Origin of the sequence: Parvibacter caecicola, assembly GCF_003725335.1 — a bacterium.
GTDB classification, from domain to species: domain Bacteria; phylum Actinomycetota; class Coriobacteriia; order Coriobacteriales; family Eggerthellaceae; genus Parvibacter; species Parvibacter caecicola.
Window position 1 is genome coordinate 110,072 of sequence record NZ_QIBY01000002.1, and the last position, 13,615, is coordinate 123,686.

At 62.1% G+C, this 13,615-nt stretch carries 10 protein-coding genes and 1 tRNA gene; 4 read left to right on the plus strand and 7 right to left on the minus strand.

What is annotated here, in order from left to right:
* Window positions 1–63 precede the first annotated feature (63 nt).
* From DMP11_RS02495 to DMP11_RS02505, 3 genes are read left to right on the plus strand one after another with little or no spacing between them, the layout of a single operon-like run.
* A complete protein-coding gene (locus DMP11_RS02495; RefSeq protein ID WP_123184927.1) occupies window positions 64–1,422 on the plus strand; it encodes a purine-cytosine permease family protein in 1,359 nt (452 codons plus the stop codon).
* 32 nt (window positions 1,423–1,454) lie between these two features.
* Window positions 1,455–2,426, plus strand: coding sequence for a MerR family transcriptional regulator (locus DMP11_RS02500; protein ID WP_123184928.1), 972 nt, complete (start codon window positions 1,455–1,457; stop codon window positions 2,424–2,426).
* 27 nt (window positions 2,427–2,453) lie between these two features.
* Window positions 2,454–3,215, plus strand: a complete 762-nt coding sequence (locus DMP11_RS02505; RefSeq protein WP_123184929.1) for an NAD-dependent protein deacylase — start codon at window positions 2,454–2,456, stop codon at window positions 3,213–3,215.
* On the opposite strand, the gene DMP11_RS02510 is transcribed toward DMP11_RS02505, so the two are convergent.
* From DMP11_RS02510 to DMP11_RS10490, 5 genes are all read right to left on the minus strand, one after another.
* Window positions 3,210–3,292 (minus strand) — tRNA-Leu (locus tag DMP11_RS02510). The genes DMP11_RS02505 and DMP11_RS02510 overlap by 6 nt on opposite strands.
* Before the next feature lie 270 nt (window positions 3,293–3,562).
* Window positions 3,563–4,483, minus strand: a complete 921-nt coding sequence (locus DMP11_RS02515) for a peptidoglycan-binding domain-containing protein (RefSeq protein ID WP_123184930.1) — start codon at window positions 4,481–4,483, stop codon at window positions 3,563–3,565.
* A 5-nt stretch (window positions 4,484–4,488) separates the two neighbouring features.
* A complete protein-coding gene (locus DMP11_RS02520; protein WP_123184931.1) occupies window positions 4,489–5,538 on the minus strand; it encodes a polyprenyl synthetase family protein in 1,050 nt (349 codons plus the stop codon).
* Window positions 5,539–5,738: 200 nt separating this feature from the next.
* Window positions 5,739–6,719 carry an FtsB family cell division protein gene (locus tag DMP11_RS02525; RefSeq protein WP_123184932.1) on the minus strand — a complete coding sequence of 327 codons (981 nt, stop codon included), beginning with the start codon at window positions 6,717–6,719 and terminating at the stop codon, window positions 5,739–5,741.
* 261 nt (window positions 6,720–6,980) lie between these two features.
* Complete coding sequence (locus DMP11_RS10490; RefSeq protein WP_214647035.1) at window positions 6,981–7,823, minus strand: C39 family peptidase; 843 nt, start codon at window positions 7,821–7,823, stop codon at window positions 6,981–6,983.
* A 184-nt stretch (window positions 7,824–8,007) separates the two neighbouring features.
* On the opposite strand from DMP11_RS10490, the gene recQ reads away from it, so the two are divergent.
* A complete protein-coding gene (recQ, locus tag DMP11_RS02535; protein WP_123184933.1) occupies window positions 8,008–9,903 on the plus strand; it encodes a DNA helicase RecQ in 1,896 nt (631 codons plus the stop codon).
* 36 nt (window positions 9,904–9,939) lie between these two features.
* Here recQ and DMP11_RS02540 read toward each other — a convergent pair whose 3' ends face one another.
* Together DMP11_RS02540 and DMP11_RS02545 are read right to left on the minus strand one after the other, a co-directional pair.
* The gene (locus DMP11_RS02540) at window positions 9,940–10,545 is read right to left on the minus strand and encodes a 4Fe-4S dicluster domain-containing protein (protein WP_123184934.1); all 606 of its coding nucleotides are present in this window, start codon (window positions 10,543–10,545) and stop codon (window positions 9,940–9,942) included.
* 104 nt (window positions 10,546–10,649) lie between these two features.
* Window positions 10,650–13,613 carry a molybdopterin-containing oxidoreductase family protein gene (locus tag DMP11_RS02545; RefSeq protein ID WP_123184935.1) on the minus strand — a complete coding sequence of 988 codons (2,964 nt, stop codon included), beginning with the start codon at window positions 13,611–13,613 and terminating at the stop codon, window positions 10,650–10,652.
* Between the last annotated feature and the right edge of the window lie 2 nt (window positions 13,614–13,615).

Sequence of the window (13,615 nt, forward strand, 5' to 3'; positions counted from 1 at the left end):
AAGCGCCCGGCTTCTGAGCGGTCGGGCGCTTTTCCAGGAGCCCGGGAAGACAAGGAGAAAATCATGGCAGAGGGATCCGACAAACTGCAACAGCAGATTACGGAAGACCAGAAACGCTTCGAGTTCGCCTTCGATCCGGTGCCCGCTGACCGCCGTCAAGGCTGGTTCAGCCTGTTTCTTGTGCTCGCAGGCTACGCAATTGCCGTCTCCAACTTTGTCACGGGGGCGGCTATCGGCTATCGAATGACATTCTTCGATGCCATGGTAGCCCTCGTGGTAGGAGATGCCTTCCTCATCTTCGTCGCTGTTTCCACCGGCATCATCTCATTCGAGAGCGGCTGGTCCACGTCGTTTCTCTCCCGTATGGTGTTCGGCAAGAAGGGCTCGACCATATTCTCGCTTTTGCTGGTGGCCTCTTCCATCAACTGGATAGGCATAAACGGCAACACCTTTGCCCGTATTGTCACGGCCAATTTCCCGGGCATTCCCATTCCGGAAGCGCTTTTGGGCGCCGCCATCATCATGGTTTGGTCCATTTCGGCCATGCGAGGCTATAAGGGTCTCGAAATCGTTTCGTGGATAGGCGTGCCCATCGCCCTCATACTGGCGATAGTGTGCTTCGTACTCGTTGGGGTGCAAAATGGCGGCTATGGCGTAATACTGGCCTATACCCCCAATCCGGCCGATGAGATGCCGGTCGTAACCGCCGTTTCCTCCATTGTCGGCAGTTGGGTATTCGGCTGCCTCATTACCCCCGATGTCTGCCGCTTTGCCAAGAATCACACTTCAGTTGTCGCGGCCGGCACCGGCGCGTTCCTCCTGGGACTGTTCTGCCTGCAGTTAGTGGGTGTTGTGGTGGCCCAAGTTTCCGGCATGGGAGATTTCTCCGTTGCCACCGCTGCCATTGGGCTGGGGCTTTTGGTGCTGATATGCACACTCGTTTGCCTGTGCACCACTCAAGACAACAACATCTACGGCGCAGGCTTGGCCGCCCAAAACATCTTGGACGCCACCCGGCTTAAGGGGAAAGTGGCCCACCGCTGGATAGCCTTAGCGGTCACCGCCGCCTCCGCCCTGTTCGCCGCCTGCGGCGCGCTCCAGTGGCTTTTGCCTATCATCCAGTTCCTATCGGTGCTGCTTGTGCCCATTCCCGCCATGATTTTGGCCGAACGCTATTTTGTCCGCCACAGCAAATTCACCCTCGAGGTGAACCCTATCGCCATGATCTGCTGGCTTGCCGGCGGCGTGATTGGACAGGTATGCCTCTCCACCGGTTTTTCCGTTTCAGCCATCGTTGCCTATGTCTTCACTGCGCTACTATATACAGGGTTAAGCCTCGGGTTCGATGGAAAGATTTCCTGGAAACGAGACCATGAGTCGTTAACAGAAACACAGGCAAGCGATCTTTCCCTCGACGACTGATTGTTGGAGCATATGCCAGGGGGGGAGATGCCTTGACGAGTGGGGAGAAGATTCACCGGCAGTCGGATATGCATCCGGCTCCGGATGATGCCGTACGGCTGGCAGTGCGCGATACAAACCGCTACAAAATCGGCGAGGTAGCGGCTCTCGTGGGCATGTCATCGGAATCCATTCGCTACTATGAACGCGAGGGCATCATTTCCCCCGAACGAAACCCTCTTTCCGGCTATCGTTACTACAGCGCGTGGGACATCAATGTGCTTATTAAGGCCCGTTCATACCGTCAGGCCGGGTTTTCCATGGGGGAGGTCGTCTCCATCATGAACGGCTTTGACACCGATACCGTCCTCAATCGTTTGGCCAGCAAGCAGGCGGAACTGCATCAGTCAATCATGCATCTCGCCAAGCTTATGTACCAGCTTAAAGAAGATGCGGCGCGAATGGAAGAAACAGCCGATGCCATTGGGAGCTTTCGCTTCGAATATCGACCCCCTATGCACTTCCTCCAAACACAGCAGGGCTACGCCCTCATTGCGTCTCAATGCCGCATCCTGTCTGACTGGGTTAAGGACCATGGGGCCTTCATCTTGCCTGGTGGCGTTTACGAGGGCCCCAGCCCAGATGACGTCCGTTATGGGTTTTTCGTCGAGGACGCCAAGCTGGAAGAGGTTGACTACCACAACGAGCAAGAGCTGGAGGCTTTCCCCGGCTGCTTCTGCTTAGCCAGCTCGTTTTATTCGGGAACAGGCACGCCGCTTTGCTATGGCTCTTTCCAGAGCGTCCTGAGCTACATGGAGCAGGAACATCTGGAGATAGCCGCAAGCCCCATTAGCCGTATCGTGCACATGGCGCGTGATGGCGAAAATGCCTATCAATCGCTTCATCAGCTGTGGATTCCCCTCAGCGGTAAAAGCTCGGCTCATCTGAGGCCGAAAGACATGCCCATCGAAGAGATGCTGCGCGATTTGGGCGCCTATCCTTTCGGCTCCGAATCGCTGCTGTAAAGCAGGCAGCGAAAGAGAGGACGACCCATGACAGCCCCCGCAGACCAAAGGACGGCCGACGATATCGCCACCCTCCGCAGCTGGATCGAGAGCTGCGGCCCTGGCGGTATGGTGTTCTTCGGCGGCGCCGGCGTGTCCACCGAAAGTGGCATCCCCGACTTCCGCAGCACCGGCGGCCTGTACTCGCAGAAGTACTCCTACCCACCCGAGACCATGGTGTCCCACAGCTTTTTCGAAGCGCACCCGCAGGAGTTCTTCCAGTTCTACTTCGACCGCATGATTGCGCCTGAAGCAAAACCGAATCAGGCCCATAAGAAGCTGGCGGAACTGGAGCAGCGGGGCGTCTGTCGGGCGGTGGTCACCCAGAACATCGACGGGCTGCACCAGGTGGCCGACAGTCGCAACGTGTACGAGCTGCACGGCAGCGTGCACCGCAACTACTGCACTGGCTGCAAGCGGTTCTTCAATTTGGAAGAGACGATGCAGCTGCACCAAGCCGCCACAGATGGCGTGCCCCGCTGCCCCGATTGCGATGCCATCGTGAAGCCCGACGTGGTGCTCTACGAGGAACCACTGGACGAAGAGGTGATAACGGGGGCAGTGCAAGCCATCGCCCAAGCCGAGCTTCTGGTGGTGGCGGGCACATCGCTAGTGGTCTACCCGGCCGCAGGGCTTCTGCGGTACTTCCAGGGAGACAAGCTGGCCATCGTAAACCTAAGCCCCACCAGCGCCGACAAATCCGCCGACCTCTGCATCAACGCCAAAGTGGGCGAAGTGTTTGGATGGTAGGGGCGGTGGGACTCGAACCCACAATCCGAAGAGGCGGATTTTAAGTCCGCTGCGTATGCCAATTCCGCCACGCCCCCATAAGAGCATGCGCCCGCGCTTCCGCGAGCCTACGGCCATGTTATCACAGCCGCGTTTTCAACGCCGCAACGCTGCACCGCAGCGCAGCCACATCATCAGGCCGGCACGATGTTGCCCATTGCGCCGGGCCATGAGGCATGGGCGCAATGTCCCAAGCCACGCACCACCGCGCTGCGACGCCGCAACGCTGCATCGCTGCAACACAACGCCACGCTGCGGCCCGCGCCAGCGCACCGCAGCCAACAGCGCCCCGGCGCGCAAGGCGCCCCTTAGCAGGTTTCGCGCCACCCGGCCAAAGCAGTGCACAGGCCGTCCAGCAGCGTAATGGCGAAGTGCTGCGCCGAACGGTCCTCCCCCGCATCGATCCACTGGCGCCCCGGCAGCACCACACCGATGCGAATGGGCGCCGCCTTCGCCGCCACCGCAGCATCGATGGCGGTGCGAATGCGCAGCGCCAACTCGTCGGTGTCGGTGTAGGGCACGCACGGGATGGCCGGCGTGGCCACCGATCCCCCCACCAGCACTTCCACCAGCACCATAGTGGCATCCGGCTCCACTGTCAGTGCCTCAGCGCTCACAAATTTCGACGCCGGATTGGTAGCCTGGGCCAAGTTCGACATGCGTGCCGCCACGTCGCGGGTGAACTCATCGATGCCGAACAGGCAGATGGCGTTCGACTCCAGCACATCGGCGGCCCGCGCGAATCCCATGGAAACAGGAATGCGACTCACTTCCTTGCCTTCCCAGGAATGGTGCAAATTCCGTAGCGCCCGGTACGTGTAAGCGCCGGCGATACCGTCGGAGGGAAGCCCCATGTTCATTTGGAAATTGCGCACCGCCGCTTCGGTATGGGCGCCGAAAATGCCGTCTTGCCAACCGCTGGCAAAGCCCAGCACCCCCAGCACCTGCTGCAGCTCGCGCACATCGTGGCCGTGGAAGTAGGGCATACGCAGGTACAACGTGCGATCGCCCAGTGAAAACGACGCGTCAACCAGCGCCGCCCACACCTTCTGGTCCACTTCGCGCGCAGGCTCCAGCCCAGCGGAGACGGAAAACTTCTCCAGCGCATCAGCGGTAGCCTGATCAAAGCAGCCGCTCACCTGGCCTCCCGCCAAATAACCGGCCGCTACCAAGCGGGTTTGCACATCCTCTACCGCGGGGCCCCGTGCCCCCAGGGAAATGATATCCATGGCGCCTACTGCAATCTGTTCACGAACCAGTCGGCCATCGAGAGCAAAAGCTCGCGGGAAGGCGACGGCTCAACCATGTCGATCAGGCGATTCTTCGCGATGCTGGTGAGGTTTTCAGCGTAGTTGCGCGCGTACTCGATAGAACCGGCGTCCTCCATAATCTGCACCGCTTCCGCCAGCACCTCCGGGTCTTTCTCCTTCGCGGAAAGAATCTCCACCAAACGGTCGCGCTGGGAGGAATGGCGCAGAGCATGCACAACCACCAGCGTGCGCTTGCCTTCGGTGATGTCGCTGCGGAAGTCCTTTTTCGTGGACTCTTCCGCGCCGATGAGATTGAGCAGGTCGTCCTGAATCTGGAAGGCCAGGCCGGTGTCCAACCCATAGTTACGCAGCGCCTCCACCTGGGCATCGGTACCGCCGCCTACAATGGCGCCTACCGCCAGGGGCACGGCCCCCGAATAATGGGCGGTTTTGTGAGTGGCCATCACCAGGTAATCCTCGGGGGTGATGTCATAGCGGCCGTCACGGGCCCAGCCCAAATCCAACGCCTGCCCCTCGATGGTGCGGCGCGTCATGTCGATAAGCTCGGAGACCACCCGCACTTTGGTGGTATCGTCCAGCAGCGAGTCGGCAATCACCGTGCCGTTCACCAGGCACAGGCCCAAATCGCCCATGTTGATGGCCAGCCCCACCCCTTCGCTGAGGTGCAGGCAGGTTTCGCCACGGCGCAGCTCGGCATCATCGGCGATGTCGTCATGGATGAGCGCCGCCGTATGGAAATGCTCGATGGCGGCTGCCGCCGAAAGGGCCTTGTCCACATCGCCACCTACCGCCATGCAGGCCGCAAAGCAGATGAGGGGCCGGTGCCGCTTCCCGCCGTTTTGGCTGTAGGCCAGCAGCGGATCGTACAGGTAGCGATCCATGTCGGGATGAGTGCCCCGGGGGATGAACTCGTTAATGGCCTCCCCCACCTGGTTTGCATATGTAGTGAGGTATTCCTCGAAAGAATTGTTTGCGGGGTTTGCCGACAGGATAATTTCTTTAATGGTAGTCATAGCGCTCTCGGGCCGCGGCGGATATTAGCGCGGCCCGGCACCAGCCGTCCGCACAAGTAGAACATGATAGCACACGGCCCAGCTAGCGAGCGGTTTTCCCTGCGCTTGGCAGAAAAACCATGCAAGGGGCGCCCCGCGAAGCCAGGCTGGCCGAACACCGGAAAAAACGCCCCGCCGGATGAGGGCGGGGCGAAGACGCGCTACTCAACGCCGAAAAGAGGATCCAAAAACGACGAATACCAGGTGTCTGGCGGCTTCACCTGGTCTGACACCACGTTGGCCTGGAAGCCGGACTCCTTTTCCTCCAGCCCCGATACATTCACCGCGTTCTCGCCCGGGTTCACCCAGCCCAACTGTTCACGGGCAGCGTCGGCAATGCCCGCCTCGGTAGACAAATGATCGACAGAGGCCTGCAGGGAGTCGTTGCGAGCCACAATGGCATCGTATTCGGCCTGCAGGCGGGCAACTTCGCGAATCTGCTGGTAGTACATGCGGGCGGGGTCGTAGAGCACCACGCAGGCAAGCGCCACGAAGGCCACCGTCATGCCCAACCGCACCAGGTGCTTTTCCCATCCGCCGCTACGGGGCTCGGCCGCAATCGCCCCTTTGGAGGACCGTGCGGAAGCGGCGCCCTTGTTCAGGCTTTCGGACGAGCGCTTGTGGGCCCGGCCCATCTCGCCCTTGTACACCGCCGCGCGGGGGCCCGCCTCCTCGGCAGGGGCGGCGCTGCGGTCGGCCTTGCCGTAGGTGCGGTCGAACTGGCGCTCGGCCTTCTCTTTGGCGTTGGCCCGCTTCTTCTTCTGATGGCGCTGGGCCAAATCGTCGAAGAAGGCGCGGTTGCTCTGGGAAGCGCCTTCCTTGGCCTCGGCAGGCGCGGAGCGGGACGCTTGCTTGCCAGCGGAGCGGGGCGCTTGCTTTACCCCGGCGCGGGCCGGGGCCGAACCGCGGCCGGCACGGGCGGCGCGGGCCGAATCTTTCGCCGTTGAACGGGCGGAGGAAGCAGCCGTCTTGCCGCGAGTCGCCTTTGGGCGATCGGCTTTTGCAGAACGAGCCGAAGAAGCGGCGGGTTTGGCCGAACGGCCGGCAGCGCCGGCACGGCTGGTTGCCGCAGCACCGCGGGCAGAAGCGGAACGGGAAGCCGCGACCGCACCGGTGCGCCCCCCTGCCGCCGCCTGCGACAAGCGGCCCTCCCCCCTGGCGGCAGCGCCGCCCGAACAGGAGGAGCGCCCCGGTTTATCAGGGGAAATAGGGCGCGCGGAAATACGGACGCGTTTAGCGTCGTCAAAAGAAACTATGTTCGAGCGCGTTGCCAAAAAGACTTCCTCGTTGCACGTTCTTGAGCGTTTGTAGTGTGTTTATGCACGAAGCCTTTAAAGGATAGCACGGGGGGCGGCCCGATGCATCCGCCGTTTCCCATTGTTCAAAAAATTTGCAGCCGATGGCTAGAACCATCCACCGGGCGAAATTTCCCACAAGTTGCGGCACTGGCCAAGCACCCGCTGAGGGTCCCACGAACGGGAAGAGCGCTCGGGGGAATTGGGGTCGCGAATCACCCAATTGCCGTCGCTGTCGATGGCGGCCACCACCACAAAATGCCCGGTAGACGTGAAGTCCCCCGGCCCCAGCGTGAGAATGACCGGATGCCCTTCCCCCACCGCGCGGGCCACCTGGGCCGCATCCGCCGGCAGCTCCTTCGACTTGAGCCCCAGCTTTTGCGCCCCCTCGGTCATGAACGTCCAGGTGGTGAGGCCGCCGTCCAGAAAACCGTTGTCCTCGCTGAACTGGGCCATTTTGGGGGGATCGTAGTCCTTCGAGCCGGTAAGGGCGATGTAGGCCATGGTGAGAGCAGTGGGGCCGCAACCGGCCTCCCCCACCGTCGAGCCGGCATAGGGCGCCTCGGCCCATTGCGGGTCGATTTGGAACAGATAGGGCACTTCCCCCTTCTTCCACATCTCCTTCGGCGTGGAGTCCGGCTGGACATCGGAAGGCTGCCAGCCGCCCGTGGCGGGAACCGCCGCGCCGTACATTCCCGCGCCTCCGTTGGTGGTAAGGCTGAACACCGCCACCAACAGCAGCGGCACCGCGATGCAGGCTCCAACCAGCGCAATCAGGGGACCTCGCTCCCCAAGCCAAGCTCCTCTGCCTCGCCGAGCGGCGGAAGCGCTCCAACCGCGGCGGCAATCAGGAGCTCCCCGCCGAACAGGCGCCCGGCCGACGGCGGTTCGCTGGTAGCAATCGCGCGACAACAGCTGACGCTGCTCTTCTTCTTGGCGAAAGTCTTGCATGGAACGTCCTTTCCTTCGCCATCAGGCTATCGTGCGAACGGCTTAAGCGTCCCATGGGGTTTCCTTAACTCTTGTTAAGCCCCCTTAAGATTCAATTGCGCCACCGTCACGAAAGCCGGAAGGAGTACATGGCGAACAGGTCTGATATCATCGTCCCACTTTCCCGCCTCCCGAAAGGACGGTCATGACCCACCCGCTGCCCCGCACAAGCCCCGCCGCCCACGCCGCAATCGACAAGGCTCAGCAGGTGCTGGAAAACACCTTCGGCTACAGCCGCTTCCGCCCCGGCCAGGCGGAGGTGGTGGCCTCGGTGCTGACGGGCCGTGACACGCTGGCGGTGATGCCCACCGGCGCCGGCAAGAGCCTCTGCTTCCAGGTGCCCGCCATTGCCGCAGACGGCCTCTGCCTGGTGATAAGCCCTTTGGTGGCGCTCATGGAAGACCAGGTGCAGGCGCTCACGGCCGCCGGAGCGCGCGCAGCCTTCATCAACTCCAGCCTCTCCGCCAGCCAGCAGGGCGCCCTGTTGCGGCAGGCGCAAAACGGCCAGTTTGACCTTCTGTACGTGGCTCCAGAGCGGCTGGCCGACCCCCGCTTCGTCGAATTCGCCGCCCAAACGCCGCCCACCCTCATCGCAGTGGACGAGGCCCACTGCGTTTCCCAATGGGGGCAGGACTTCCGCCCTTCGTTTTTGGAAATCGCCCCGTTCGTGCAGCAACTGCCCAAGCGCCCAGTGCTAATGGCCCTCACCGCCACTGCCACCCAGCAGGTGCAGCGGGACATCGTGCGGCTGCTGGGGCTGAACAACCCCTTCGCCATGGTCACCGGCTTCGACCGCCCCAACCTGCACTACGCGGTGGAGCAACTGCTGCCAAAGCAGAAGGTGGCCCGCATCCTGCGTTACGTACAGCAGCATCCCGACGACTCAGGCATCGTGTACTGCCAAACGGTGAAAGAAGTGGACGCCCTGGCCCAAACGCTGCAGGAAGCGGGGGTGCGGACCACCAGCTACCACGCCAAGCTGCCCAGCGACGTGCGCAGCCGCAACCAGCAGGCCTTCATCAACGACGACGCACCGGTGATCGTGGCCACCGTCGCCTTCGGCATGGGCATCGACAAGTCGAACGTGCGCTACGTGATCCACCACAACATGCCCAAGTCGCTGGAGGCCTACTACCAGGAAGCGGGGCGCGCCGGCCGTGACGGCGAGCCGTCGGAGTGCCTGCTGCTGTGGTGCAACAACGACATCGCCACCTCCCGGTTCTTCATCGACAACGAGGGCGAGGCGCTGGAAGGCCAGGCGGCCGAGGTGCAGCGGCAGGCGTCGCGCAACCGGCTGAACGCCATGATCGGCTACTGCTACACGGTGGATTGCCTGCGCGGCTACCTACTGCGCTACTTCGGGGAAGAGGCGCCGGCGCGCTGCGGCAATTGCGGCAACTGCGAGGGCAACTTCCAGAAGGCGGATCTTACCGAAGAGGCGCGGCAGCTGTTGCGGCTGGTGCACTTCACCCGGGGGCGCTTCGGGAAGGAAGTGCTGGCAAGCGTGCTGCGGGGCAAAGAGAGCGACATGGTGAAGCGCCACCACCTGGATGAGTGCCGCTTCTTCGGCAGCCTGCCCGAGGCCAGCGACCGCGACCTAAAACAGGTGGTGGACATCCTGGTGAACCGAAACATGCTGGTGGTGGAAGAGGGCACCTTCCCCACCATCGGGCTGGGGCCGCAGTTCAAGGCGGCCGGCGCCGATGACTTCCAGCTGCTCCTGAAGCGGCCGGCGAAGAGCGCCCCGCCATCAAAGGCCCCCAAGCGAGGGACAGAAGCGGCCGGCGCGACGGAGGGCAGCGAAGCGCTGTTCCGGCAGCTGCGGGCGCTGCGCAAGGAAATCGCCGATGCGGAGGGCAAGCCCCCGTACATCGTGTTTTCGGATGCAACGCTGCGGCAACTGTGCGCCCACCTGCCGCATACCCCCGAGCAGTTCCTGGAGGTGCCGGGCGTTGGCCCCCACAAGCTGCAGAAATACGGGCGGCAGTTCCTGGAGGCCATCGCCTGCTTCGAGAAAAGCGAAGAGCCGGCCGCGGACTAACCGCGCACCGGCCCTTCGGGTTTCAATCGCGCTGAACTAGCGCCAAGTCATGCGGCGCAGGATGAAACGGCCGCGGGGCTTGTTGCCGGCGTCCGGCAGGCTGTGCACGTCCGCATCGGAGAATTCCTCGCAGAACTCGCCCAGCGTATGGCCGCCGGCCCCCTTGAAGGCGCGGATGTCGCCGTCGAAGTCGCCGAACCAACGGGCCATGCCGCCGCACTGGCTGACGCACTGGGGCAACTCCCCTTGAGCGATCTGCTGCTCGCACAAGGTGCACTTCTCCACCACGCGCTCTTCCTCATTGAGGTAGCGCACTCCGTAGGGGCAGGCCATGGCGCAGAACTGACAGCCGATGCACTTGCTCTTGTCCACCTGCACGGTGCCGTCGGCCACCACATGGCTAGCCTCGGTGGGGCAAACGCTCACGCAGGCGGGGTTGTCGCAGTGCTGGCAGCTCACCGTGAGGAAGTACAGGTCCACATCGGGCCAGTTGCCGCCCTCGGCCACCGGATTGGGGCCGATGCGCAGCGTCTTGTTCCAAAAGCTTCCCACCGGCACGCCGTTCACGGCCTTGCAGGCCACGCTGCAGCCCAGGCATCCCACGCAACGGTTCACGTCGGTGACTATTCCATATCGCGTCATTTCGCGTTTTCCTCTCTATCGAACGGTCAAGCAGCCAAAGGGCGCATCGGCGCAAGGGTTGGACAAGGGTTGCCGCACGCCCCCGCTGCTCTTCCGGAATGGATTTACTGGGCGTTGCGCAGCGCCTCATCGTAGGTAGGCAGCCACTTCTTCAGGCGCGGGTCGGAGGCATCGCAGATGATGGGGGTGCCGTCATCGCCACAGGGCACGGGATTGCCGAAGGGGCTGTTCTCGGGCGTGGCCTTGTACACCTTCACGTTGTAGGCGCGCAGGTAAGAAGCGCCGCACACCGGGTCTTGGTCCTCTTCGCTCACCAGGCAGTTGATGGTAGAAAGCCCATAGCCCTTGTCCGCCTGCTCCAGTTCGGGGAACCACCACTGATGCTCGCAGTTAATCACGCCCGGCTCGATGCCGTAGTACAAATCGGCGGTTTGGCGAACCTTGCCGCGCGGGCTTTCGATCCACACCCAGTCGCCCTGGGCGATGCCCAGCTTCTCGGCGTCGGCGGGGTTGATCTCCACGCGGGGCGCCGGCCACAGCTCGCGGCACCAGGGCAGCTGGCGATGCTCGCTGTGGAAGTACACGGGGATGCGGCGGCCGGTGGTCATGAGGAACGGCCATTCCTCGGTAATGGAGGGGTTCGCCAGCTCAGTCTCGGGCGCCGGCTCCCAGCTGGGAAGGTTAAAGCGCCCATCCGGCTCGTAGGTTTCCATTACGGTAGACCAAAGCTCCTGCTTGCGGGTCACCGTTCCAAACCCGCGCTTCATATTCCCAGCAGGAGTGAGTCCATCTTCCGTCAAAAACCCAGTCTCAAAACGGCGGTACGTTCCCCATCCGTCTGGATTGATCTCGCGGCAATCCCACCAGCCGTGGCTCTGGAACGCTTCGCGATACTCGGCCCAGGTCATGCCGAAGCCCGCCACCACATCGTCCATCTGACGCTCCACAGTTGGCCAGTACTCCCCTTCCGCAAAACCGGAGAACTCGGGGGCATCGGCCCATGTAACGCCCATAGCCTGATAAACATCTGTCACTATCTGCGGATCGAAGCGGCACTCAGCTGGCGGCTCAATGGCGCGACACGTCGCGCCCATCGCACCTGTTGAGCCTTGCGATACGCGAGGAAAGTCGACTTCCAACCAATGGTATACCGGCAACAGCAAGTCTGCCGCACCCGCCGTTGGCGTCTTCCACATATCTTGAACCACAAAGAAATCAAGCGAGTTAAGGCCTTGCCAATATTTTGTCGAGTTTGCCTGGTTCATGAATCCAGAAGCCTCACAAATGCCTGCACGCACACGATAAGGTTCCCCCTTTACCATAGCGTCGCATACGGCATTCGCATCGGCCCAGTTCATCCACCATCCTAAAGTGGGAATGCGTTCAACGCCCAAGATCTTATCCGGCCAAACCTCCGGATGAGCCGGCGCGTGTTTTGCCGCAAGCAACGGCTGGGAGTCATCTGGGCGAGTGAAGCGACCTTTCGTGGGACCGCGGTTGCCCGCCGGAGTATCCCAGTTGCCGGTGATGCCCGCCAGGTTGTCGAAAATGCGGTTGTTCTGAATACCGTTGCACGCATGCTCGGGCGCCAGACCGTACTGCAAGCCGCCGTTACCGTAGCCGGTGGAGGGGTCAATGCGCGTGGCCCACGTCTTCACCGACTCCTCGATAGTGGCGGCAGGGATGCCCGTGATCTGCTCAGTCACATCGAGCGGGAACTCAGCGGCACGAGCAGCATAGTGCTCCCAAACCGGCTTGGCCATATACGTCTGGCCGTCGGCCAGGGTCACATCGAACTCTCCGTAAAGCGCCGGATCGATGTCGGGATTGAAGGGCGAGGGCTTGGCGATTACGCCCGGCACCGTAAGCTCAGGCAAGTTCGGCTGAGGATTGGGATAGGTTTCCGTCCACTGAACGTCCGGCTCACCTTCCCACAAGGTGGTTTCGGCATCGTAGTAAGTCAAATGGCCGCTGGCGTCGTTGTTGTGCAGCGGATGCGCATCATCGGTGCCAGCAAGCTCGTCCCATACCATGAAGCGCATGGGGCTGCCACCCTCCTTAAGGTCGCACTCCTTCAGTAGGCGCGTAGCCATAGGCTTACCCACATTCCATGCAATCTTCTGAACCATCGGAGCTCCGCCGGAAGGCGCCATTCCCTCGACAACCAGGAAAGGCGCATCTGTCCAACGCTTCACGTATAAATCATCATAAAGCTGATTTTCAATAATGTAATTGGTCCAGCACAGACCAAGCGCGCCGTCGGTGCCGGGCTTAAGGTAGAGGTGGATGTCGGCCTCGTGGTTGAGGTTGGTGCGGCGCGGGTCGACGGAGATGTAGGCGTCGGCGGTGTTTGCGATGTCCACCGTCGTGCGGCACGACTCGTCGTAGTTGGATATCTCGGTTGCGGTGCCCCATTGCACGAACACACGCGGGCGATCGGTGGTGGCCATCCACGATCCCTCATACTCAGATACCATCATGGTTGCAAAGTGGCGGGGTCCTTTGCATATCTGCCAAGCCGTCACGGCATTAGGCGAGCTAACAAGCTGCACCCATGCAGCATAGGCGTGCTGCGTCCAGATGCGCGAGGTTCCACCCATAAAGAACATACACTCACCGCCATATTGGTCGATAAGCTCCTGGAACTTAGCAGCAATAGCGGCGTACGCCTCGTCCCAAGTGATGCGCGTCCAGCCCGGATCGGCACTGCCCTTGGGGTTGGTGCGCTTCATGGGGTAATACAGCCTATCCGGGTGGTAGGCCGCCTGCATAGAAGCCTGACTCTTAGAACAGCTGTTGCCCATGGAGTGGAACGCGGTATCCATATCGCCCTCCACCTTCACCGCGCGGCCGTTCTGCACGTACACGTACACGCCGCACTCGTTCTTGCCGCAGGCGCGGCAGCAGCTGCGCACCCGCTTCACTTCGCCGGCACCGGCGGCGGCCGCAGCGGCGCCATCCCCCTCCGCCAACGCCGTTCCGGCGACAGCTCCCGACAGCCCCATGGCCGCGCCCGTTACGGCGGCCAGCTGCACGAAGCTTCGGCGAGTCATTGTCTTCAGACTCATTC